The organism is Methylobacter sp. S3L5C (assembly GCF_022788635.1).
GTDB lineage: Bacteria > Pseudomonadota > Gammaproteobacteria > Methylococcales > Methylomonadaceae > Methylobacter_C.
Genome location: NZ_CP076024.1, coordinates 1,164,591 through 1,186,977, shown reverse-complemented (window position 1 = coordinate 1,186,977; position 22,387 = coordinate 1,164,591). Strand labels below are relative to the sequence as shown.

Annotated in this window: 26 protein-coding genes; 10 read left to right on the top strand and 16 right to left on the bottom strand. The window is 41.8% G+C overall.

Annotation, left to right across the window (positions count from 1 at the left end; all coding sequences use genetic code 11):
• Positions 1-86 precede the first annotated feature (86 nt).
• From eco to KKZ03_RS05465, 4 genes are all read left to right on the top strand, one after another.
• Positions 87-566 carry a serine protease inhibitor ecotin gene (gene eco / locus KKZ03_RS05480; RefSeq protein WP_243221539.1) on the top strand — a complete coding sequence of 160 codons (480 nt, stop codon included), beginning with the start codon at positions 87-89 and terminating at the stop codon, positions 564-566.
• Between the two features lie 65 nt (positions 567-631).
• A complete protein-coding gene (locus KKZ03_RS05475; protein ID WP_243220531.1) occupies positions 632-1,117 on the top strand; it encodes a putative lipoprotein in 486 nt (161 codons plus the stop codon).
• Between the two features lie 51 nt (positions 1,118-1,168).
• A complete protein-coding gene (locus tag KKZ03_RS05470) occupies positions 1,169-3,136 on the top strand; it encodes a hypothetical protein (RefSeq protein WP_243220530.1) in 1,968 nt (655 codons plus the stop codon).
• Between the two features lie 86 nt (positions 3,137-3,222).
• Positions 3,223-4,497: a hypothetical protein gene (locus KKZ03_RS05465; RefSeq protein WP_243220529.1), complete on the top strand. Its 1,275-nt coding sequence runs from the start codon at positions 3,223-3,225 to the stop codon at positions 4,495-4,497.
• 96 nt (positions 4,498-4,593) lie between these two features.
• Here the strand turns inward: KKZ03_RS05465 and cmoA are convergent, their stop codons facing one another.
• The 16 genes from cmoA to KKZ03_RS05385 form a co-directional block, all read right to left on the bottom strand.
• Positions 4,594-5,334: a carboxy-S-adenosyl-L-methionine synthase CmoA gene (gene cmoA / locus KKZ03_RS05460; RefSeq protein WP_243220528.1), complete on the bottom strand. Its 741-nt coding sequence runs from the start codon at positions 5,332-5,334 to the stop codon at positions 4,594-4,596.
• Positions 5,335-5,437: 103 nt separating this feature from the next.
• On the bottom strand, positions 5,438-5,629 hold the full coding sequence (locus KKZ03_RS05455) for a CPXCG motif-containing cysteine-rich protein (RefSeq protein WP_243220527.1): 192 nt from the start codon (positions 5,627-5,629) through the stop codon (positions 5,438-5,440).
• Positions 5,630-5,631: 2 nt separating this feature from the next.
• Positions 5,632-6,462: an SDR family oxidoreductase gene (locus KKZ03_RS05450; protein ID WP_243220526.1), complete on the bottom strand. Its 831-nt coding sequence runs from the start codon at positions 6,460-6,462 to the stop codon at positions 5,632-5,634.
• An 8-nt stretch (positions 6,463-6,470) separates the two neighbouring features.
• Positions 6,471-7,055, bottom strand: a complete 585-nt coding sequence (locus KKZ03_RS05445; RefSeq protein WP_243220525.1) for a DUF4124 domain-containing protein — start codon at positions 7,053-7,055, stop codon at positions 6,471-6,473.
• A gap of 77 nt (positions 7,056-7,132) precedes the next feature.
• Positions 7,133-8,449 carry a POT family MFS transporter gene (locus KKZ03_RS05440; protein ID WP_243220524.1) on the bottom strand — a complete coding sequence of 439 codons (1,317 nt, stop codon included), beginning with the start codon at positions 8,447-8,449 and terminating at the stop codon, positions 7,133-7,135.
• A gap of 586 nt (positions 8,450-9,035) precedes the next feature.
• On the bottom strand, positions 9,036-10,865 hold the full coding sequence (glmS, locus tag KKZ03_RS05435) for a glutamine--fructose-6-phosphate transaminase (isomerizing) (RefSeq protein WP_243220523.1): 1,830 nt from the start codon (positions 10,863-10,865) through the stop codon (positions 9,036-9,038).
• Between the two features lie 52 nt (positions 10,866-10,917).
• The gene (glmU, locus tag KKZ03_RS05430) at positions 10,918-12,285 is read right to left on the bottom strand and encodes a bifunctional UDP-N-acetylglucosamine diphosphorylase/glucosamine-1-phosphate N-acetyltransferase GlmU (protein WP_243220522.1); all 1,368 of its coding nucleotides are present in this window, start codon (positions 12,283-12,285) and stop codon (positions 10,918-10,920) included.
• A gap of 116 nt (positions 12,286-12,401) precedes the next feature.
• Positions 12,402-12,824, bottom strand: a complete 423-nt coding sequence (locus KKZ03_RS05425) for a F0F1 ATP synthase subunit epsilon (RefSeq protein WP_243220521.1) — start codon at positions 12,822-12,824, stop codon at positions 12,402-12,404.
• A gap of 52 nt (positions 12,825-12,876) precedes the next feature.
• Positions 12,877-14,259: a F0F1 ATP synthase subunit beta gene (gene atpD / locus KKZ03_RS05420; RefSeq protein WP_243220520.1), complete on the bottom strand. Its 1,383-nt coding sequence runs from the start codon at positions 14,257-14,259 to the stop codon at positions 12,877-12,879.
• Positions 14,260-14,321: 62 nt separating this feature from the next.
• Entirely contained in the window at positions 14,322-15,185 is an 864-nt protein-coding gene (atpG, locus tag KKZ03_RS05415) for a F0F1 ATP synthase subunit gamma (protein ID WP_243220519.1), read from the bottom strand.
• Positions 15,186-15,197: 12 nt separating this feature from the next.
• Positions 15,198-16,739: a F0F1 ATP synthase subunit alpha gene (gene atpA / locus KKZ03_RS05410; RefSeq protein WP_243220518.1), complete on the bottom strand. Its 1,542-nt coding sequence runs from the start codon at positions 16,737-16,739 to the stop codon at positions 15,198-15,200.
• Between the two features lie 16 nt (positions 16,740-16,755).
• Positions 16,756-17,289 (bottom strand): F0F1 ATP synthase subunit delta, encoded by a 534-nt coding sequence (locus KKZ03_RS05405; protein WP_243220517.1) that lies wholly within the window; start codon positions 17,287-17,289, stop codon positions 16,756-16,758.
• Between the two features lie 5 nt (positions 17,290-17,294).
• Positions 17,295-17,768 carry a F0F1 ATP synthase subunit B gene (locus tag KKZ03_RS05400; protein WP_243220516.1) on the bottom strand — a complete coding sequence of 158 codons (474 nt, stop codon included), beginning with the start codon at positions 17,766-17,768 and terminating at the stop codon, positions 17,295-17,297.
• A 41-nt stretch (positions 17,769-17,809) separates the two neighbouring features.
• Positions 17,810-18,097 (bottom strand): F0F1 ATP synthase subunit C, encoded by a 288-nt coding sequence (atpE, locus tag KKZ03_RS05395; protein WP_019864635.1) that lies wholly within the window; start codon positions 18,095-18,097, stop codon positions 17,810-17,812.
• Between the two features lie 50 nt (positions 18,098-18,147).
• On the bottom strand, positions 18,148-18,924 hold the full coding sequence (gene atpB, locus KKZ03_RS05390; RefSeq protein ID WP_243220515.1) for a F0F1 ATP synthase subunit A: 777 nt from the start codon (positions 18,922-18,924) through the stop codon (positions 18,148-18,150).
• 22 nt (positions 18,925-18,946) lie between these two features.
• Positions 18,947-19,306: an ATP synthase subunit I gene (locus KKZ03_RS05385; RefSeq protein WP_243220514.1), complete on the bottom strand. Its 360-nt coding sequence runs from the start codon at positions 19,304-19,306 to the stop codon at positions 18,947-18,949.
• A 470-nt stretch (positions 19,307-19,776) separates the two neighbouring features.
• On the opposite strand from KKZ03_RS05385, the gene KKZ03_RS05380 reads away from it, so the two are divergent.
• From KKZ03_RS05380 to KKZ03_RS05355, 6 genes are all read left to right on the top strand, one after another.
• Entirely contained in the window at positions 19,777-20,280 is a 504-nt protein-coding gene (locus KKZ03_RS05380) for a transposase family protein (RefSeq protein WP_243220513.1), read from the top strand.
• A complete protein-coding gene (locus KKZ03_RS05375) occupies positions 20,234-20,614 on the top strand; it encodes a transposase family protein (protein WP_371744859.1) in 381 nt (126 codons plus the stop codon). The genes KKZ03_RS05380 and KKZ03_RS05375 overlap by 47 nt, the downstream gene beginning before the upstream one ends.
• Before the next feature lie 45 nt (positions 20,615-20,659).
• Positions 20,660-20,794 (top strand): transposase, encoded by a 135-nt coding sequence (locus KKZ03_RS21775; protein ID WP_256451998.1) that lies wholly within the window; start codon positions 20,660-20,662, stop codon positions 20,792-20,794.
• 701 nt (positions 20,795-21,495) lie between these two features.
• Positions 21,496-21,849, top strand: coding sequence for an IS66 family transposase zinc-finger binding domain-containing protein (locus KKZ03_RS05365; RefSeq protein ID WP_243220511.1), 354 nt, complete (start codon positions 21,496-21,498; stop codon positions 21,847-21,849).
• Positions 21,850-21,882: 33 nt separating this feature from the next.
• Positions 21,883-22,182 carry a transposase gene (locus tag KKZ03_RS05360; protein WP_256452006.1) on the top strand — a complete coding sequence of 100 codons (300 nt, stop codon included), beginning with the start codon at positions 21,883-21,885 and terminating at the stop codon, positions 22,180-22,182.
• A gap of 9 nt (positions 22,183-22,191) precedes the next feature.
• Positions 22,192-22,383 carry a hypothetical protein gene (locus KKZ03_RS05355; RefSeq protein ID WP_243220509.1) on the top strand — a complete coding sequence of 64 codons (192 nt, stop codon included), beginning with the start codon at positions 22,192-22,194 and terminating at the stop codon, positions 22,381-22,383.
• The last annotated feature ends 4 nt before the right edge of the window (positions 22,384-22,387 follow it).

Below are 22,387 nucleotides of genomic sequence, written 5' to 3'. Positions count from 1 at the left end.
AGGAAAACAGAAGTTACAAGCAATTGTTGACGTATGAAGAATAGTTCCAATAATCGAAGCCAAAACCAATAAAAGAGGTTTATGTGATGAAATGCTATGTCAAAATTTTTGTTATCAGCAGTGTTTTTCTATTCAGTACTTCTATTTTTGCGAATACTTATGGAATGAAACCATATCCTCCAGCGGAGAAAAGCTATAAAAGAATGGTGATTCATCTACCTGTTTTGGCTAATGAAGATAACCATAAACTAGAAATAATAATTGGCAAAACGCTGCAAGTGGACTGTAATCATCACTGGTTTGGTGGGCAACTGATTGAAGAAGTTGCAAAAGGCTGGGGATTCCCTTACTTTATTCTTAAAAAAGTAGGAGGGACGGCGTCAACATTGATGGCCTGTCCTCCTGACAAGAAAGTACAAAAAGCTTTTGTATCGGTGCGTGGAGATGGCAATTTACTACGTTACAATAGCAAGTTGCCAGTTGTCGTGTATGTGCCGGTTGATTTTGAGGTTCATTACCGAACCTGGATTACCGGCAAACAATCTGGTGTGGCAAAGGTAGAATAGGGCTTGGGCAGCTTATTTACTTTTGAGCATTACCGTTTAGCCCTTTAAAGTTTACAGGAAAAATTATGCGTTTATATCCAGGTTATTTAAAACAAGCACTGCTTTATTCGGCGCTCTTTGGGCTTGCTATGACTATCAATGGCTGCTCTTTTTCAGAAAGCTCATCAAGCGGTTCGGGCAGTTCAGAAAGTAGTTCGGAAAGCTTAGGAAGTATTTCAGACTCAACCAGTTCAATTGTCAGTAGCCCTTCTTCAGTTTCAGGGAAAAGCAAAAAATATCAAAATGAAGTGGCTGATTATACAATGGCTTATGTTAAATCGTCTCAACCCAATGCCGATTATAATTCGTTCCTCAAGGGCTTGAGTGATATTGCCGCAAAACGCGGTATTACTAATTGGGATCAAGATTCGTTGACCTATAAGGGTATCGGAAAAGGCTTAAAGAAAGCAGATGTGCAAGGTATCGCTTATGAAACGTATAAACAAAATTTTGCCGGTAATAATGCACAAAAAATGCAACAAATTGATGATGGTTATAATGCTGAAAAATAGTCTCTTTTGCTATTGATTCATCTGCTATTTTTAAAAAGCTTCCGGTTATCCATGCACGTTAACTGGAAGCCTGTTTTCATCAGTATATTCCTTATCGCGTTATTGCCGGTAAATGCTTTGGCAGCATCATTTGAATATCTTTATCTGGAAGCAAGTGAGGGTAATTCAAGTGGAGGGCACAGTGCCATACAATTTGGCGATGAAATATATCATTTTCAGCATCATGACTCAGGCTTGATTCGTCTGTTAAAACAAGATAAACAGGAGTTTCATTTTCTGTATCGTTTTTTGCAGAACCGGCGTATTCATATAAGCCAAATTGAGGTATCTGAAGCGTCTTTTAAGCAACTTGGAGACTATTTTAAATTACAGTTTCTGGCTCAGAATCGGCAGTTTGAACAACTCGATGATTTACATAAAGACCGTATTCTTTTACGTCGATTGCTTTATAAATTAAGTAGTAATGAAGCCTTTTTAGATGCCGATTTTTCGTCTGTTTTACGACTCGATGCCGTAGGGCTTTTTTATAATGATCAGCAATTGGCTGGCAAAAAAAAAGACGGGCACATAACGAACATTAATGGTGTGCGATTGCAGTCTTCGCAGCTTATTAAAATGTTGCATAAGAAAATCGAACAACATTATGGCCAAGATTACCTTAAAAATCGTCGCGACCAAATCACTACCAGAATTAAAGTATTGGCCCCTGAGCCTTGGCCCACAGCCCCAGCAATTTTGTCTAAAGATAACTTTCCTCCGGTAATGCCTTCATTTGCAGAGAGTTATACCGATTATTTAACAGGATTAGTCGCTATAAAAGTTCTTGAGGAAGAGCAATCATTACAACCTGACGCATTTTTTATAACACCTGAGTCAGTAACGCCGGAAGAAAAAAAAGTATTGGAGAATTTACGCGATCAACTAGCTTTAAGTTTGTTAAAGTCAGTTGACTCGGGGCGGTCTGATTGGGGCTATGCAGTCTTGGTTAATTTGGCGCGGTTTATTGCGGTAGACCAGTCATTACAGTCAGGGGTATGGGTTTTTATTGATGATTTTGCTACGGAATCTGCATGGCTTGGCGCTGACCAATTTTCACAGCATGTGGAACAAATATACATTCAAATTAATGATGCGCAGAACAATTTGATACAGACACGAAAAACCATGTTAACCAGTGGCGATATGACTGAAACCGGTTACAGCATGCTTGAAATGTCAGCTAACCGCTATTTTGAATTACTTAAAGGTAAACAGCAAAAGCCGGTTCGTTATCTGGGAGAAAAAGCGTTGCCAACCAAAAGCGTTGGCTTACCGGATTGGTTGGTGCCCGGATTAACGCAGCAACAATTAATAACAGCATTAACCGAACAGGATAAGTATGAAAATAAATTACTCCAGGAGCTGGCTGCCCATTATCGGTATGATTTGATTACCCGTAATTGTGTAACACAATTGTTTGGAACGATTGACTTGGCTTTATTGGCACAAAATAAAATGGACGTTGATCAAGCAAAAAAAGTTGAATGGTTAAGTAATGAATCAACCAAACAACTGGGCGGCGATGTTTCTGCATTTTATAATTTTATTCCTTTTATGTCGTTTAAATCGGTACAAGAGCACTATAGGGTAACCAACAGTACCGTATTTAGCTCTTATCGTGATCAACAATTAGCAACACTTTATACCCAAAATGCTGGGTTAATGGTTGCCCTACGTGAATCCAATATTTTTAGCAGTACGTTGTATGTTTATAATCCTGACGATGCTTTTTTTGTTTTTTTTACCGATGATAACGTGGCATTTAGGCCTGTTTTTGGACTCTTTAATACGGTTGCCGGTATTGGTCAAAGCCTGTTTGGTTTCTTAAGTTGGCCATTTGATTCAGGACAAAATCTTAAATCAGGAGCGACGGGGGTTTTAATGAGCTTGCCTGAATTATTATTTTTCAATATGCGTAAAGGCAGTTATCAGTATTTATCTTACAACCAGTTTGTGCATGATGAAAATTGGGGAGATTAATTTTAATAACCCAAATAACAAGTTAAAAAACTGAAAAAATATCACCACAAAGACACGAAATTTTATAAAAAACTATGATTAAAAAAATGATCTTATCGACCATAAAAAAAAGTTTGTTGCTGGTATCCCTGGCTGTTTTCTTATCGGGCTGTGCCAGTTTTGGAAAAGGTGTAGCTGAAGCTTTTCTGGAAAAGTCTGAGGCCGTGGATACCCGAGTCTGCCAAGTACGCGGGAAGTCCTTCGAAGGTATCGCGCCAGGACTTGAAAAATCACAGGGTAAAACGAAAGTCTTGATGGTTCATGGTGTGGGTGATCGTTTGCCCGGTTACTCCACAGAATTTTTGGAGAAATTAGCCAATGAGCTGCACTTAACCGCCAAATCGAGTAGTTATAAAGATATAAAGTTAATGTCCTTTAGTGATCCTGAAGAGAAATTAGGTGATTTGCGTATTTCCCGGTTACAAAATGAAAATGGTAGTAAGGAGCTATGGTTTTATGAATTAACCTGGTCGGAAATTACCCGAAACCAAAAAGCGTTATTGGCATTTGATAACTCGGGAGAATATTCGTATCGGCGGGCAGAAGTTAATGATATGTTAAAAAAATTCAGCAATGATACCGGCCCCGATCCTATTATTTATCTCGGTAAAAGCAGGGATCTTATATTAAGGTCATTTGCACAAGCTTTTTGCTGGATGGGCAAAGATAGTTGGGAGCAAATCCCCAAGGATGGTCGGCAGGGTTGTGATTTTACCAATGTCCTCGGCACCAGTTTTAATCAGGATGAATTCGTTTTTATATCCCATAGCTTGGGAAGTCGTATAGCCATTGACGGTATTACGCGCATGGTCTCTTTGCTGGAGAGTCCGGAAAAAAAATCGACTATACGAACTATAAACAAAGTAAAGCGGGAGGCTTTACAAAAAAAGCATGTGCAGATTTTTATGATGTCCAATCAGCTCCCGATGTTGCAATTGGGCAGAGAACTCCCTGAGGTAAGTGCACAAAAAGCTGATTATTGTCAGGTGACTGGCTCAAAATACACGTCGCGCATGTTCAATGAAACATCAATTATTGCTTTTAGCGATCCCAACGATTTATTAAGTTACGCCATACCGCAAGATTTTGGCGAAAAGTATCTCGATTCCAGGCTATGTATTAATGTGACTAATGTAAATATTAATGTCGCAAAAGTATTTGATGCCTTTGGCATGGGTAAAATGGCCAATCCTATTGAAGCCCATGTGGGTTACTCTAAAGATGACAGGGTTGTGGCTTTGATTGCAAGAGGCATTGGCGGTGGCCATACGGCACCACTGGTAAAGGAAAAATGCCAATGGACAGAAATAAACGACCAATAGTATTGAATTTGATATTTTGTAGGTTTTGCTATACGCACCTTGGACATCAAGGCAGGTACGACAGGTCCTGCGTGCTTAATTATTCAGTGGCCGGTATTAAACTTTAACCGCGATAAGGCAGGCAAAGTTAAACCATTGGAAGTAGGTGCCAATACGACCAAATCCGGCTCTCTCCAGTAACGCATAGTTTTCATCCAGACGATAAGGAACCAAAACGTTTTCCAGCGCTTCACGTTTACGCTGATTTTCAATATCGGTATAACTGCTTTGGGAGACTTTAAATTGCAGGTAATGATCTATGTACAAGCGATTTAACACCGGATCATTGACCAGTATTTTCTCTGACAACAAGAGTATTCCACCGGGCTTGAGCGCTTCATAAACAGATTTTAACAACTGTTCCCTGCCAATGGGACGGACAAATTGCAAAGTCCAGTTCAGGATGGCAACGTCGCAGGCAGGTAATTGGGGTAGATGGCTTAAATCAGCAGCAATTAATGACACTTTTCCTGCCGCTATTTGCCCTGACAATTTGTCACGGGCTTTATCCAGCATTGATTCAGAATTGTCATAGCCTGTAAAACGGGCGCTTTCCGGGCATTTTTGATGTTTGGTAAGATGCTCTATGGTAGTTCCTGTCGAGCATCCCAAGTCACAAACGACACCGGCAACTTCCGGCAAAAAATCCATAACAAGATCGGACTGAATGCGCTGAACCTCGTTGTAAAAAGGTACGCTCCTTGAAACCATATCATCAAAGACTTTAGCAACACGTTCGTCAAAAGCAAAATCTTCCGCCCGACCGGTTTGTTGAAATACTCTATCTTGTTCTGTCATAGTGAGTGTTTTTTAGTGACTGTGTTCTGCCGGTATCAGGTTAGAGGTAAATGAAATAAAGTTTACATAAAGCAAAAAATAAAGAGACGATGAATGAATAAAATTATTCATCATCTCTTTTCACGTCAATAACCAATTCTCCCGTATGATCTTCAGATACGGTAAATAAGATCGGCGCACAGCAAACTGCACAATCTTCATAATATTGCTGTGCCCCTGCCGAGGTATCGATTAACGCATCAAGAGCTTCGCCGCAATAGGGACAGTAAATAATAATTTCGTCAAGATCTTGCATAATTAAACCTTTCTCAGTAGGGCATCCAGCCAAGACATAGGCAGAATGCGTTTAAGAACTGCAAACAGATAGGTGGGGAAAGTTACATAATAACGCATTTTAGGGCGCTTGGCTTCCAGCGCATGAATCACTTTTTTGGCAACTGCTTGGGCAGGTAAGGTAAACGTTACGGCCGCGCCTTCTTTCTGTAGTCGGGCTTCCATTGCTTCATAGGCTTCTTTGTGAAAGCTGTGAACCGGATCAATATTTTTTTTGTAGAGTGCGTAGGAGTTTTTTCTAAAATCACTTAAAACCGGCCCCGGTTCAATCAGTGAAATATGGATATTGGTACCATAAAGTTCCAGGCGTAAGGTATCGGCCAAACCTTCGAGAGCAAACTTGCTGGCGTTATAGGCGCCGCGATAGCGCATGGCAACCAATCCCAGTATTGAGCTGTTATAGATAATCCTGCCATAACCTTGTTTACGCATCAGTGGAATCAGTAAATTGGTCAATTCGTGAGTGCCAAACAAATTGGTTTCAAACTGATATCTGAGAACATCCCGCGTTAAATCTTCAACAGCGCCCGGTTGACCAAAAGCTCCATTATTAAACAGCGCGTCACAATGCCCATCAGTCAGGTCAATCAGTTGTTTAACCGCTTGTTGTATGCTTTTACTGTCAGCCAAATCCAGTTGAATGGCGGTAAAGCCCTCCTGTCTTAAACGCGTTACATCTTCGGATTTTCTTGCCGTAGCAATGACTTTATGTCCCCTTTTTTTTAATTCAACGGCAGTACAGTAACCGATACCTGAGGAGCATCCGGTTATTAAAATAGTTTTTGATAAATTCATGCGGGTCATTACTTTGGTAATTCTTGTTCGTTAAAATAAAAAGACTTTCCGCTGCTGCAGTTGATTGAAAACATCAGTGCCTCTTTGGTGCTTTTAGTATGTAATTCTACGGATTCAACGCGGATACATTGGCCGGATGCCAGTGCTTGTTCTGCAGCGTGTCTTCTTAGTCGCTCAATGTCCGCTAATCTGGTTTGGTAGGTTTTGACCAGGTTCGGTAGCTTTTCAGGTGCATAAGGAGGAATTGCATAAACTGAAAATTTGTCAGGATTATTTTTAATAAGAAACTGATTTATTGCACTTTCATTAAGGGCATCCTTATTGATATTGGCTTGTTTTTTTAGTAATTGCTCCTGTTCAAGCTTTTGTTTTTGCAGCGCCATTTGTTGCTCTTTTTGTGCCAAATCCTGTGGGTTATTTTTGTTGTCAGTCGTGGAAGCACCTGTTTTTATGTTAATCCTGCCATTGTCACGTCCTGTTTCGCAAGGGCTGGAGCGATACTTTGTATTGCCGTTAGTATCAGTACATTTATAAATGACAGCAGAGGCAGAGGCTGAAAAAAGGCTTGCCAGAATAAGCAGCGTAAGTTTCATTGGTTTCTCTCACATACTTTGTAAAAACTAAATTCCAATTTTTTATTATAGATGATTTGATCCATAGAAAGCATTTATCAGTCGTCTTCCCGGTAGCGTTTACTCACCAACGAAAACAATACTGCGGTAAGCAACATTAGTCCGCTAAAAAACCAGAAATAACTGGCACCGGCAAGCTTACTGGTGCCATCGTCATTATGAATAAAGAAATTAACGGCGCTGGTAAAAAGATTGCCTAGTGCCACTGACAGAAAATAAAATGCCATAACAAATGATTTCATGGTTTTAGGTGCCTGGGTATAAGAAAACTCAAGGCAAGTAATGGAAACCATAACCTCGGCTGAGGTTAAAAATAAATAAGCCAATAACTGCCAGCTGATAGATGGAATTAAGCCGGCATCCAGTTGCATTTGTATGATACTGGAGATGGTAAAAGCAATAACCGTCAGAAACAAACCAATGGTCATTTTTCTTAATGCAGTCAACACCAAGAAGCGGCTTAAAAAAGGATAAACAACATAAGAAAATAAAGGTACCAGCAACATAATCAGCAGTGGATTTGCAGCCTGAATTTGTGACGGCAGTAATTGAAAACCAAAAACGTTACGATCCATTTTTTGGGCTTGTAGAATCCAGGATGAGGCGGTTTGATCAAATAATGCCCAGAAGACGGCAATAAAGGCATAAATGGAGGCCAGCTTGCCCAAGCTGGTTAAGCCGACATGACTGAACATTTCTTTTATAAAGTTGATTCCGGCAGGCTGCACATGCACAAAGCGGTAACGCCCGGACCAGAAAGTAACAGTTGCCATCAGCATTAACAAACCGGGAACAGCAAAAGCGACAGAAGAGCCATATTGAGCAAGCAACCAAGGAACAATCAACATGGCGCTAAATGCGCCAAAATTGATAGCGAAATAAAACCAGCTAAATACTTTGGTCATTAAATGCTGATTGGTAATCCCGAACTGATCACCAATATGAGCCGAAACACAGGGCTTAATTCCGCCTGCACCCATGGCAATAAGACCTTGTCCAATTAACAAACCCATACGGGTATCATCAATGGCCAGGGCAAAATGGCCCAAGCAATAAATCAGTGATAAAAAAATAATGGTTTGATATTTGCCGATAAGACCGTCAGCCAATAAAGCGCCGAACAGCGGCATAAAGTAAACAATCGAGACAAATAAATGAAAATAACCCTGCGCTTCATTTTCTGACATAACCGCCAGTTGACCTGATGAATTCATCAGATTCTGGGTCATAAAAACCACTAATATTGCCCGCATTCCGTAATAGCTGAAGCGTTCAGCGGCTTCGTTGCCTACGATATAAGGTATGCCTGGTGGCAGTTTGTTTGACGGGTCAGGCTGGGTTTTGTAATTGGGCATTATGCCGACCTTGTAAATATTTAAGATGCCTTGTTATTATGACACGGGCAAAAAGTTACGGGTCGCTCAATTTGATTGTTGCCATCAATAGTGTAATGAATATTATAAAGTGCTGATAACCCTGTTTGCATTATACTAATTCGTTAGCCATGGTTTATAACCGAAACCCCGATCAGAACCTCGGCCGCTCTTGATTGATATATTATGGCTAACCTAAAACCGTTTTGCTTAATTTTCAAGTTTTTAATTCTTGATTTCGGGGAATTCAGTGATAACAAGCATTAGGCGTAGGCTGGAATGAGGCCACCCAAGCCTGTCCTGAGCTTGTCGAAGAGCGTAGCGCCTGGTGGCGTTTCCGGCGCACTCGTATAGTTAGCCCGAAACGCTTGTTCTCGCTTACGATTGAAAAGCCTTATTCCGGCCTACATCTACATCTACATCTACATCTATTATTTGTTGTATTACTAGTTATCCAGGATCTATAAAGTCAAAATAAGAAAACTTGAAGATCGAGTTTTAGTACACAAATTTATACCCGGTACAATATTTTATTACTTCCAACAGCCTAATTATTAACCGGTAACACTTACTCTACGGTAACTGATTTTGCAAGGTTTCGGGGTTGATCGACATCAGTCCCTTTTAAAACAGCGACATGATAGGATAATAACTGCAACGGAATAGTATAAATAATTGGTGAAATCTCATTTTCAACTTGTGGTATTTTTACAATCTGTACATTAGCATCAGACGAAGAAGCTAATGTTTCATCCATAAAAACAATCAATTGCCCACCTCTGGCGCTCACTTCCTGCATGTTTGATTTTAGCTTTTCCAGTAACCGGTTGTTAGGCGCTACGGTAATAACCGGCATGTCTGCATCGATTAATGCCAAAGGACCATGTTTTAACTCGCCAGCAGGATAAGCCTCGGCATGAATATAAGATATTTCTTTTAACTTTAACGCGCCTTCCATGGCAATCGGGTAATGTGTTCCTCTGCCCAAAAACAAGGCATGTTGTTTTTCCGAAAATTGCTCGGCCAATAGCTTAATTTCATCATCCAACTGCAATACTGCTTCAATTTTTCCGGGTAAACCAAATAATTCCGAGGTGATTTTCTGCTCCATTGCTTCAGTCATATGAAATCGCCTGCCAATGGCAATGACCAATAGCATCAACGCTACCAACTGTGTCGTAAACGCTTTTGTCGAGGCAACACCAATTTCAGGCCCTGCACGCGTAATCAATACCAGATCGGACTCCCTGATCAATGAACTCTCGGGAACATTGCATATCGCCAAAGAATATTTGGCACCCAGTTTTTTTGCTTCTTGCAACGCCGCCAAGGTATCAGCGGTTTCGCCTGATTGGGAAATGGTAACAACCAGGGTATCCGCTGCCAAAACCGGACTTCTATAGCGAAACTCACTGGCAACCTCAATATTACATGGTACTCCGGCCAATTTTTCAAACCAGTAACGCGCGACCATTCCGGCGTGATAACTAGTGCCACAAGCTAAAATTTGTACGGTTTTTATATTATCGAATACGTCACTGGCATTATGCCCAAATGAACTTTCTTGCAAGCGATTATTAACGAATCTGCCTTCCAGTGTTTGCGAAACCGCAAACGGCTGTTCATAAATCTCTTTCAGCATGTAATGGCGATAATCGCCCTTATCAACCGAGTCTGCCGTTAATCGGCTTTCTTTAACGGGACGGCTAACGATATTGTCATCTGCGTCATAAATAACCAATTTATCTATGCTGATAGAGGCTATGTCGCCCTCCTCCAAAAACATAAAACGTCGGGTAACAGGAAGTAAAGCTGCGACATCGGAAGCAATAAAATACTCACCAATACCCACACCAATAACCAACGGGCTACCCTTTCTGCATGCTACCAAGATATCAGGCTCTTCTGCACTGATTATCCCTAAGGCATACGCACCTTCCAACTTCTTTACCGCCAACTTGACTGCATTTAACAAGCCATCAGTAAATTCCATGGCCTGATAAATTTCATGCACAATAACTTCAGTATCTGTTTCCGAGGTAAACTCATAACCGTTTTTTATCAATGCACTGCGCAACACTTCATGATTTTCAATAATACCGTTATGAACTACCGCAATTTTATCCCGGCAGATATGTGGATGTGCATTGGCTGTGCTGGGCTTGCCATGAGTCGCCCACCGGGTATGTGCAATACCGATAGTGCCCGAAACAGGATCAGCCTGTAATAATGCCTCAAGACCTTTAACTTTACCCAGCTCTCTTTTACGATATATTACCTGGTCGTTGATAACTGCCAGTCCAGCTGAATCATAGCCACGATATTCAAGTCTTCTCAAGCCTTCCAGTAATATTGGCACGACATTTCTTTGCGCTACTCCACCTACAATTCCACACATATTATTTTTCCTCGGTAATTGTTCCAGATATTACAAGATATCCTGCATCCATTCAGTCGTGTTTGACGGGGCGCTGCCAGTTTGCTATAGAAACCTGTTTTGCCCTGCTTAAAGTTAGTTGATTTTCAGGACTGTCTTTAGTAATTGTTGAGCCGGCACCTATCGTAGCATTTTTACCTATGGTCACCGGGGCGATTAACTGAGTATCCGAACCAATAAAAGCACCATCTTCAATGATCGTTCTAAATTTGTTAACCCCATCATAGTTACAGGTAATGGTTCCCGCACCAATATTAACTTGCGCGCCAACGGTAGCATCACCAATATAGCTTAAATGATTTATTTTACTAGATGCGGCTATGGATGATTTTTTGATTTCTACAAAATTACCGATATGTACGTGTTCAGCCAGCACAGTTTCAGGACGCAAGCGTGCATAAGGTCCAATTTTACTGCCTTCACCGATAACGGCATTGTCTATGACGCAGTTAGCCAGGATTTCTACGTTATCGCTAATAATGGAATTTTTTATATGGGTATTGGCACCTATTTTGACATTATTGCCAATACTGTTTTTGCCTTCAATGATGACATTAACATCGCAAATTATATCAATCCCCAGCATTTCAATCGATCCTCTGAGGTCAAAACGTGCAGGATCCATTAAGGTAACACCCTGCTCCATTAAATAATTGGCTTGTTCCAACTGATAAACACGTTCCAGGTGACTAAGCTGGATACGATTATTAACCCCCAACACTTCATCAACGGTTTCCGGCTGGCTCGTTACAATGGCAATGCCATCGGCAACGGCCATTTCAATAATATCCGTTAAATAATATTCGCCTTGGACATTGTTATTGGTTAACCGGTTTAACCATTTTTTTAACTGACCGCCTTGAACAGCCATGATGCCGGTATTGCCTTCCTTAATCAGCTTTTCAGTGCTGGAAGCATCTTTTTCTTCAACAATTTTGGCTACCCGTCCAGACTCATCCCTGACTATTCTGCCGTAACCTGTCGGATTTTCAAGATTGACTGTCAGTAAAGCCAGCGACAAATCATTAACATTGGCTGTTAATTGCTTTACTGTCGTTAATTTCAATAAAGGGACATCACCATAAAGAATTAAAACGGTCTCGGCATCAGCAATTTGGTCGCTAACCTGTTGTACGGCATGACCCGTACCTAACTGCTGTTTTTGTTCAATCCAGCCGGCTTCCAAATCCTGTAAAGACTCTCTGACCAGATCGGCGCCATGACCGTAAACAATTTTAATAGTATTGTTTTCCAGTTGCTGACACATATCATAAACATGCTGTAATAACGGTCTATTGGCAATTTTATGCAAAATTTTGGGCAGCTCGGAACGCATGCGCGTACCTTTACCAGCGGCAAGAATAATAGTCGTTATTTTCATTTAAAATCCTGTTAAAAAAAAAGCCCGATATCGTGGCATACGTTATCGAGCTTTTTAAAATTATAGAATTGCGCTTTTTATCTTACCGGCAGCAATCGTGCATCTGTATTTTTTTATTATCCGCCACGCTTTCTAAGCCTGTCCAACGTTCTTAACTGCATAACCGCTTGTGCCAATTCAGCCTGTGCAGTTGCGTAATCAATTTTACCAGATTTATCTGCCAAGGCATCTTCAGCTTTCGCTTTAGAATCCAATGCGAGTGCTTCGTCAATATCTTTTGCTCTAATGGCTGTATCAGCCAAAACAGTGACCAGATGAGGTTGCACCTCTAATATTCCACCGGATATATAAAAGGCATAACTTTCATTTTCACTTACTTTTACCCGAACTTCACCGGGATTAAGCTTGGTTATTAATGGAGCATGCCGTGGCGAAATACCCAGTTCCCCAAGTTCACCCGGAGCAAAAATCATTTCCGCAATGCCGGAAAAGATCTCCTTTTCCGCGCTTACGATGTCTACATGTACGGTCATGGTCATTTTTTCACCTGTTTCAAACCCCTCTCTGCCGTTAAGCAGAGAGAAATATTCATTAACCTTTTAATGTCTTTGCTTTCTCAAGCACTTCATCTATGGTGCCTACCATATAAAAAGCTTGCTCAGGAATTGCATCATACTCACCGGCAATGATACCTTTAAAACCGGCAATTGTATCTTTCAGTGACACGTATTTACCTGGTGAACCGGTAAATACTTCCGCAACGAAGAACGGTTGAGACAAGAAGCGTTGCATTTTACGAGCTCTTGATACAGTCAGCTTATCTTCTTCAGATAACTCGTCCATACCCAAGATCGCAATAATATCACGCAACTCTTTGTAGCGTTGCAAGATACCCTGAACTGTACGTGCGACATCATAATGCTCTTGTCCAATAACCAAAGGATCAAGCTGACGACTGGTTGAATCCAGTGGGTCAATAGCAGGATAAATACCTAACTCGGCAATTTGACGTGACAATACGACGGTCGCGTCCAAATGAGCGAAAGTTGTTGCAGGTGATGGATCGGTTAAATCATCTGCGGGTACATAAACTGCCTGGATAGACGTAATGGAACCCGTTTTGGTTGAAGTAATCCGTTCCTGTAAAACACCCATTTCTTCGGCCAGTGTTGGCTGATAACCTACCGCTGAAGGCATACGACCCAACAGTGCAGATACCTCAGTTCCCGCCAGTGTATAACGGTAGATATTATCCACGAAGAATAAAACGTCACGACCTTCATCACGGAAATATTCTGCCATGGTTAATCCGGTCAAGGCAACGCGCAACCTGTTTCCGGGCGGCTCGTTCATTTGTCCATAAACCAGCGATACTTTGTCGATTACGTTTGAATCGGTCATTTCGTGATAGAAGTCGTTTCCTTCACGAGTACGTTCGCCGACACCTGCAAACACAGAATAACCACTATGCTCGATAGCGATGTTACGAATCAGCTCCATCATATTAACGGTTTTACCAACACCCGCACCACCGAATAAGCCGACCTTACCACCTTTGGTAAAAGGACAAACCAAATCGATAACTTTAATACCGGTTTCCAACAATTCGTTGGCAGCTGCTTGTTCTGCATAGCTTGGCGCTTCACGATGGATGCCCCATTTTACCTTTTCACCGATAGGTCCTTTTTCGTCGATGGGCTCACCCAGGACGTTCATGATACGACCCAGGGTTTCTTTACCTACCGGCACAGAAATAGGTGCTTTAGTATTACTAACAACCAAGCCTCTGCTTAAGCCATCGGTACTACCCATCGCAATAGTTCTGACGATGCCATCACCTAATTGCTGTTGTACTTCCAATACGAGACCTTTGCCTTCTACGTTTAAGGCATCATATACTTTTGGCAGGTCTGCACGTGTAAATTCCACGTCAACGACCGCGCCGATAATTTGAACGATTTTACCCGAACTCATTGAGTTGTCCTCTAAATGTTGTGTCATTTTGCTTGGGGCCTTCGACTAAGCTCAGCAGAGTCTTAAACAGCTGCGGCACCGGCAACGATTTCTGAAATTTCCTGAGTGATGGCGGCTTGTCTGGCTTTATTGTAAATCAGTTGCAACTCACCGATAAGGTTTCCGGCATTATCCGAAGCACTTTTCATCGCAACCATTCTGGCAGACTGCTCACAGGCATTATTTTCAACCAGACCTTGGTACACTTTGGATTCGATAAAACGATTTAATAAATGATCCAAAACGTCTTTCGCATCAGGCTCATAAATATAATCCCAATGACCATTCAGATTTTCGTCAAGTACACAGGCCACTACAGGAAGTAACTGTTCAACAGTTGGCCGTTGAGTCATGGTATTGACGAATTCGTTGCTAACTACATACAACTCATCAATTCTACCTGCCTCATAGGCATCCAGCATTATTTTAATAACACCAGCTATATCCTGTAGATGCGGAGCGTCACCTAACTTGGAAACCTGACCGACCAGATTGACTTTCAGGTTGCTAAAGAAGCCGGAAGCTTTTGAACCAATGGTACAAACATCAACTTCTATGTTTGCCTTATCCCATTCTATTAATTGGCTTAGCGTCTTTCTGAATAAATTTGAATTCAGTCCGCCACACAAGCCTCTATCAGAACTTACCAAAATAATGCCTACTCTCTTGACATCTCGTACTATCAAATAAGGGTGTTTATATTCCGGATTGGCCTGAGCCAAGTGTTTAATAATCTTGCCAATTTTTATAGAATAGGGCCTTGTTGCCTGCATTCTGTCTTTTGTTTTACGCATTTTACTCGCAGCAACCATCTCCATTGCGCGTGTAATTTTTTGAGTATTTTTGATACTCGCAATTTTTGTGCGTATTTCTTTACCAACAGCCATGTGAAAACCCTTTTACCAACTATGAGTTTTAATGAAAGTTTCAATAGCAGTTCTTATGCCACTACTAATTTCATTACTAAAATCGCCAGTTGCATTTATGTTATTCATTAAATCAGACTGCTCTGATTTCATATACAACTGTAAAGCAGCTTCAAAATCCAGTACCTTGTTTACTTCAATGTTATCAAGGAAACCTTCATTAGCAGCAAACAACGAAACCGCCATTTGCGCCACTGACATTGGCGAATATTGATTTTGCTTCATTAATTCCGTGACCCGCTGACCACGTTCAATTTGCTTGCGAGTATTTTCATCCAGATCCGAAGCGAACTGGGCAAAAGCAGCCAACTCACGGTACTGCGCCAAATCAAGACGGGTACCACCACCTAACTTTTTGATGATCTTTGTCTGTGCTGCGCCACCTACGCGTGATACCGACAATCCGGCATTTACAGCCGGGCGGATACCTGCGTTAAACAAGTTGCTTTCAAGGAAAATCTGACCATCAGTAATGGAAATAACGTTAGTCGGTACAAAAGCCGATACGTCACCACCTTGAGTTTCAATGATTGGCAATGCTGTCAATGAACCAGTTTTACCTTTTACTCTGCCACCAGTCAATTTTTCAACTTCAGCTGCATTGATACGTGATGCTCTTTCCAGCAAACGCGAATGCAAATAAAATACGTCACCTGGATACGCTTCACGACCTGGAGGACGACGCAGTAATAAAGATACCTGACGATAAGCCCAAGCTTGCTTGGTTAAATCGTCATAAATAATCAGGGCATCTTCACCACGATCTCTAAAAAACTCACCCATTGAACAACCGGTATACGGTGCTATAAATTGCAGTGCAGCAGACTCAGAAGCTGATGCGGCAACAATAATCGTATGCGCCATTGCGCCATGTTCTTCGAGCTTGCGAACTACGTTGGCAATTGATGAACGTTTCTGACCGATAGCCACATAGATACATTTAATGCCTGTACCTTTTTGATTAATGATTGCATCAATCGCAATGGCTGTTTTACCGGTTTGTCTGTCACCAATAATCAATTCGCGCTGTCCACGACCTACCGGAACCATCGCATCAATTGATTTCAAACCCAATTGTACGGGTTGATCAACCGACTGACGGGCAATTACACCCGGTGCGATTTTTTCAATAGGTGACGTTTCAGTCGTATCAATAGCACCTTTACCGTCGATAGGATTACCCAGCGCGTCAACAACACGGCCCAGTAATGCCTCACCAACAGGTACTTCCAGAATTTTACCGGTACATTTTACAATGTCGCCTTCAGTAATGTGTTGATATGCGCCTAATATCACCACACCCACTGAGTCTCTTTCAAGATTAAGTGCCATTCCAAAGGTATTACCCGGGAATTCAAGCATCTCACCTTGCATAGCTTCAGAAAGACCATGTACTCTTACAATACCGTCAGTCACACTGACTACGGTACCTTCTGTATGCGCTTCGGCACTTAAGTCGAAGTTTTCGATCTTCTTTTTAATCAGATCGCTTATTTCAGATGGGTTTAATTGCATGTGCTTTTTCTCACTCTCACTGTAGTGCTTTTTGCATGTGTTGAAGCCGGCCTCTAATAGATCCGTCAATTACTCTGTCGCCTGCTCTTACGAGAAAACCACCAATTAATGACTTATCCAGAGCTACATTCATATGGATTTTTTTGCCCAGAGTCTTTTCCAATGTTACCGCAAAGTTTTGCTTGGCTTCTTTGGATAATGCATAAGCAGTCAATACGTCAACCTCGACATAACCCTCATCTTCTGCTTTATAGGCTTCGAAGATCTTGACAATAGAGGGTAACAAGCCGAGTCGATTGTTATGAGCCAGTAATTTAAGAAAATTTTCATTTTCTTCATTAAGGTACTCGTGGCAAATGTCCAGTATCAGTGCCAACAACCTGTCTTTACTTACTTTGGGGTTATCGGCTACAACAGTAATATCTTCATTTTTTAGGACAGCCGACATAAACGCCAAGCTTTGCGACCAATTTGCGGTCGCGTCAGTTTCCTTGGCCCTTTTAAACACTGCCGCTGCGTAAGGCCTTGCTAATGTTGCCAGTTCGCTCATTATGCTTAACCTAATTGATTAGAGACTTTGCTAATAATGTCCTGGTGTTTGGCTTTATCAATTTCTGCACCCAGAATTTGTTCTGCGGCACTTAACGCCAAATCAGCAACTTCTTGACGCAAACCTTCTTTAGCTTGCTGTATTTCCTGATCAATTTGTGCTTTTGCTGCAATAATCAAACGCTCGCCTTCTTTCTTGGCGATATCTTTTGATTCTTCAACAATTTCATTTGCACGTTTCTGAGCCAAGGTAACAATCTCTGAAGACTGTACTTTAGCTTCTTTTAAAACGCCTTTAGCTTTTTTCTCGGCCAGAATAATTTCTTCCTGACCTCTTTCAGCAGCAGCCAAACCATCGGCAATTTTCTTTTTACGTTCTTCTAAAGAGTCAAATAAAGGAGGCCAGATGTACTTCATGGTAAACCATACCAGAAGTGCAAATGTAATCATTTGCCCAATCAGAGTAGCATTGATACTCACGATGCGTTCCTCTTGTTGCTATTGAAATTAGACAGCTTGTATCAACCCGCAGCCGCAGCTTGTACAGCAGACAGGAATGGGTTTGCGAAAGTAAAGAACAACGCCAAACCAACACCAATCATGGTTACCGCATCCAACAGACCGGCAACAACAAACATTTTTACTTGTAGCATAGGAACCATTTCCGGTTGACGGGCTGCGCCTTCCAGGAATTTTCCACCCAACAAACCGAAACCTATAGCAGTTCCTAAAGCGCCCATACCAAGAACCAGACCTACTGCAATAGCAGTCATGCCTTGTACATCAGCAATTAATCTTGCAATTTCCATGAAACCTCCAAACGGTTAAAAAAAGTAATAAAAAAACGGTTAAACAATAATTAATGATCTTCGTGCGCCATACTCAGGTAAACAATAGTCAATACCATAAATATAAAAGCTTGAAGAGTAATAATTAAAATGTGAAATATTGCCCAAGGGAAACTTAATACCGGTTGAATGTACCAGGGTAACAAGGCAATCAAAATAAAAATCAACTCACCGGCATACAGGTTTCCGAATAAACGAAGCGCCAGTGAGATTGGTTTTGCAATTTCTTCTACTAATTTCAGCAGCAGGTTAAAAGGTAATAACCAGGGGCCAAAAGGCTGAAACATTAATTCTTTGGCAAAGCCCCAAGGGCCTTTTATTTTAATGCTATAAAAAATAATCAAGCAGAAAACCGAAATCGACATGGCAAATGTCGCATTTAAATCGGTACTAGGCACGGATCGCAAATATTCGATACCCATCATTGAGCCAATTAACGGCAGAATATCAACCGGGAACAAATCCATAAAGTTCCACAGAAATACCCAGCAAAATATGGTTAAGGCCAACGGGGCAATTAATTTACTGTTGCCATGAAAGCTGTCTTTAACCTGATTATCAACAAATTCTATCAGCATTTCAGCAAAATTTTGCACTAAGCCGGGAACGCCAGTGGTTGCTTTTTCTGCGGCTCTCTTAAAAAACCAGAGGAACAAACCGCCTAACGCCGCCGAGAAGAACAAGGTATCAAGATGCAGTGTCCAAAAACCCTCACCAGCTTGTAGTGGCGTTAAATGGTGAATAATATAACCGGTTGCACCTTCGGCGGCATGAACTTCAGTAGCCATCGTTCCTCTCTTAATTGTAATGTTAGCGCATCAATAACGCGAACCAAAAAACTGATAATGCTGTTATGTAGCCAACTAACAGCGGTAATATTTCTATGTTTGGCACTCTAAAAATCATTATAAACAGCGCGGCGGTTAACAACAATTTGCCTGATTCTCCGGCATAAAAGGAGTTGACCATCTTTCGCGCTGGCTGCCCGGAAGATTTAACTATCCGTAAAGCAAAATACAAGTTGGGAACAAAAGCTGCCATCCCCCCTAAAGCACTGGATAAGGCTTGCTGCCATCCTCCTGCAAAGCCAAAGCCGGCAGTAATTACCAGTATTATCAGTAATTGATAACTTAGAATTTTACTGAAAGCAGAGTAGTTTCTACTTGCCACACAGTTCTCCAAACATAATAGCTTGAGGATTATAGCCAGCGGTCTGCATTAAATCAAGGCGGAATAAAATCAACCAAGAAGTTTATAACTATCCATGACCGGTTTATTGCCTGAAAAACCATTCAACACGACAGATTGGGCCTCATTATTAATAGTCACCATACAGCTGTTCGGCGACAATTACTCTGTCCGGTCGGACTGGATAGTTGACGCCGGACAGACCTGCCAGTTCTAATTTAGTCTGAAAAGCGCAATCACGCCTTTGATTTTGACGGTGGCTTTTTCCGCGTCAATGGTTTTTTTGGCAAAATAAAAACGAAAATCTAAAAATTAACAAGCCCAACAACCTTCCTGATTAGCAAGGTACTTCAGCCAAGTTTATTCATTAGACATCTTTCCTAAATAATCGACATAGAATTTGGCCTTGATAAGGTTAAAATAGCGATCTACCTCTGAAAACACGGATAGCCATGACTCCTTATGCCCAATTACCAAGACACAAGCCTGAAGAATTTTTAAGGACTGTCGGCCTGTCACTAGAAGATTTCCTGCATCTTCACGGTAAGCTAGCGGCATACCTGGACGAACAAAAAGTCCTTAATCCACTGACTAGACGGGGACGAAAAGACTCCAAGCTGGCTTTGGAAGACCGCTTGTTACTGACACTCTATTATCTTCGCCACTATCCGACGTTGATAAATCTGGCTGCGGTCTTCAACATCAGCGAATCGTATTGCCATAAAATTTATAGCCGCACCGCAAGGCTATTGGTCAAAATAGAAAAACTCCCCAACCGCAAAGCACTATTGGAAAATCCAGCAGTTACCGTGGTCATCGATGTTTCTGAGCAGCCTATCGAGCGTCCTGTTAAAAACCAGAAAGCGTATTTTTCAGGAAAAAAAACGCCACACGATCAAGGCCCAGTTCGTGATCTGCCGATTGACGATGGCTATCCTCTCCGTAGTGACGGGTAAAGGCCGACAGCATGATTTTTCGATCTTCAAAGACAGCCGTCTATTGTTGCATCCTGATGCCCTGTTATTGGCGGATTCCGGATACCAAGGGATAAAGAAACACCATCAAAACTCGACTCTACCGGTTAAAAAGAAAAAAGGCCAACCGCTTTCGGCAGAAGATAAAGCCGATAATAAGGCACTATCAAAACGGCGTATTCTTATTGAGCATGTTAATCGCCGATGCAAAATCTTCAGGATTGCCAAAGATGTTTATCGGGGTAAGCACAAGCATTACTCCCTAACATGGAAGTTAGTGGCGGCTCTTGTTAACTTACGCTATGGCTGTATTTAGGAAAGATGTCTACTGAATCGTATCCAGCTTCAACAGGGTTTATCTATGCCTGAGTTTCTCAAAAAATTTAGTACTGAAGTAGAGTGCGAAGCTGCGTTAAAGCAAACCCGATGGCCTCAAGATTTCGTTTGCAGTTATTGTAGTCATACCGGTCATAGCGTATTTAAAGTCGAATCGTAATTATTCAGTCCCAACGTCAAAAACCTAAAAATTTGGTTAAAAAAGTGCTATGTTATTTCCCATGAGATTAAGTGACCACAATCTACTACAATTAACTGAAGAAAATTGCTGCAATTGCCAGAGGAAGTTCTGCGTCGATTATCCGTCAAACTACTCTACGACTTAAAAGAAGCGAGGGCGAGATTGAGATAAACATCGCGGAATAGCTCACGGCCATCCAGTAGTGATCTACCGTGGAATAAAGCTAACACCAGCGATGAAGGTCAGGAGGAGCAACAACAAGGGCAGGATGAATTTTCTGGCGCAGATGATCGCGCCCTGGACACCGAAGACGCATCGAAAACCGGATCCGAGGAATAAACACCGACCGAGGCAGACGAGACACAACCGATCAAGCAACAAGATGAAGCAACAAACGATTAACGAAAGCGGGCAAACAACTTGGGTCACCCGGCTACGGACGCGAGCAAAAGATAGAAGTCACTGCAGAAGCACATCATTATCCGGAAAATTGCGTACGCTGCGAACGTGAATCGAAGCCAGATACCGCGATAGCCTATACCGCCTTTGAAACAGTTGATGTTAAGTGGTATGATCCGAACAGTTAGAAATACAAGCTGCGGCAAAAAAAACGTACCGCCAGCCAGCACGAAAAGGGCAAAAAACCGAATGGCTGACAACCCGGACATAAGGGCACGACGTTGAACCCAGTCGAAGTCCATGACAAAGATTGTTGCGGAAACTGCGCCGTTTCTTTGGCAGATGCTCCTGTGCTGAAGGTGGAGGAGCGGCAGGTTTTTGATATCCCTGCAATGAAAATCATCGTCACCGCACATCAAGCCACCCTTAAAGTCTGCCCTGAATGCCAAACCGAAAATAAAGGCGATTTTCCAGAAAATGTCAGCGAGCCCGTGCAATATGGCGATGGAGTTAAAACGGCCGCCACTTATTTCACTACTGGGCATTTCATTCCTATTGAACGTACCGCGCAAATATTTAAGGATTTGTTCGGGCAATCCCCTTCCGAAGCCTTCATCCTTGATGCGGGCAATTAATTGGAACAAAACATATAACCCGCCAGAGTTGCAATCAAAGAGCAACTGCAACAAGCGGAAATCTCGCATGTTGATGAAACAGATTTGCGTGTCGCGAGTAAGCTGCATTGGTTGTATTTAGTCTCAACCGAAAAACTCACCGATTATGAAGTCCACGCCAAACGGGGTAGTGAAGCCATGAATGCTGCCGGGATTCTGGAAAATTTTCATGGCAAATTAGTGCTTGACCATTGGAAAGTTTATTTCAGCTACTATGGCTACGAACTCGTTGCCTGCAATGCCCATCACCTAAGGGAGCTGGATTATCTGAAAAAGCCATTCATACAAACCTAGGCGGGCGAGATGGTGACTTTATTGGTCAACATTAAAAACACCCTGGCCGACTTGCCGCCAGAACAAGTCTCTTTAAGCCTCGGACAAATTATTTTATTTAAACAGCAATACGATGGACTGGTTAAAAAGGGCTTGGCAGAAAACCCCACACAGCAGCAAAAACTAAACAGACCGCCGCCCATAATCTTCTGGCTCGTTTAAGGAA

Coding starts and splice junctions, on each gene's coding strand:
- atpA (WP_243220518.1), bottom strand. CDS start 16,739: ATGCAATTAAACCCATCTGAAATAAGCGATCTGATTAAAAAGAAGATC.
- atpD (WP_243220520.1), bottom strand. CDS start 14,259: ATGAGTTCGGGTAAAATCGTTCAAATTATCGGCGCGGTCGTTGACGTG.
- cmoA (WP_243220528.1), bottom strand. CDS start 5,334: ATGACAGAACAAGATAGAGTATTTCAACAAACCGGTCGGGCGGAAGAT.
- KKZ03_RS05455 (WP_243220527.1), bottom strand. CDS start 5,629: ATGCAAGATCTTGACGAAATTATTATTTACTGTCCCTATTGCGGCGAA.
- KKZ03_RS05475 (WP_243220531.1), top strand. CDS start 632: ATGCGTTTATATCCAGGTTATTTAAAACAAGCACTGCTTTATTCGGCG.
- atpB (WP_243220515.1), bottom strand. CDS start 18,924: ATGGCTACTGAAGTTCATGCCGCCGAAGGTGCAACCGGTTATATTATT.
- glmU (WP_243220522.1), bottom strand. CDS start 12,285: ATGAAAATAACGACTATTATTCTTGCCGCTGGTAAAGGTACGCGCATG.
- atpG (WP_243220519.1), bottom strand. CDS start 15,185: ATGGCTGTTGGTAAAGAAATACGCACAAAAATTGCGAGTATCAAAAAT.
- KKZ03_RS05450 (WP_243220526.1), bottom strand. CDS start 6,462: ATGAATTTATCAAAAACTATTTTAATAACCGGATGCTCCTCAGGTATC.
- KKZ03_RS05440 (WP_243220524.1), bottom strand. CDS start 8,449: ATGCCCAATTACAAAACCCAGCCTGACCCGTCAAACAAACTGCCACCA.
- atpE (WP_019864635.1), bottom strand. CDS start 18,097: ATGGAAATTGCAAGATTAATTGCTGATGTACAAGGCATGACTGCTATT.
- KKZ03_RS05425 (WP_243220521.1), bottom strand. CDS start 12,824: ATGACCATGACCGTACATGTAGACATCGTAAGCGCGGAAAAGGAGATC.
- KKZ03_RS05465 (WP_243220529.1), top strand. CDS start 3,223: ATGATCTTATCGACCATAAAAAAAAGTTTGTTGCTGGTATCCCTGGCT.
- KKZ03_RS05405 (WP_243220517.1), bottom strand. CDS start 17,289: ATGAGCGAACTGGCAACATTAGCAAGGCCTTACGCAGCGGCAGTGTTT.
- KKZ03_RS21775 (WP_256451998.1), top strand. CDS start 20,660: ATGCCTGAGTTTCTCAAAAAATTTAGTACTGAAGTAGAGTGCGAAGCT.
- KKZ03_RS05355 (WP_243220509.1), top strand. CDS start 22,192: ATGGTGACTTTATTGGTCAACATTAAAAACACCCTGGCCGACTTGCCG.
- eco (WP_243221539.1), top strand. CDS start 87: ATGAAATGCTATGTCAAAATTTTTGTTATCAGCAGTGTTTTTCTATTC.
- KKZ03_RS05445 (WP_243220525.1), bottom strand. CDS start 7,055: ATGAAACTTACGCTGCTTATTCTGGCAAGCCTTTTTTCAGCCTCTGCC.
- glmS (WP_243220523.1), bottom strand. CDS start 10,865: ATGTGTGGAATTGTAGGTGGAGTAGCGCAAAGAAATGTCGTGCCAATA.
- KKZ03_RS05380 (WP_243220513.1), top strand. CDS start 19,777: ATGACTCCTTATGCCCAATTACCAAGACACAAGCCTGAAGAATTTTTA.
- KKZ03_RS05470 (WP_243220530.1), top strand. CDS start 1,169: ATGCACGTTAACTGGAAGCCTGTTTTCATCAGTATATTCCTTATCGCG.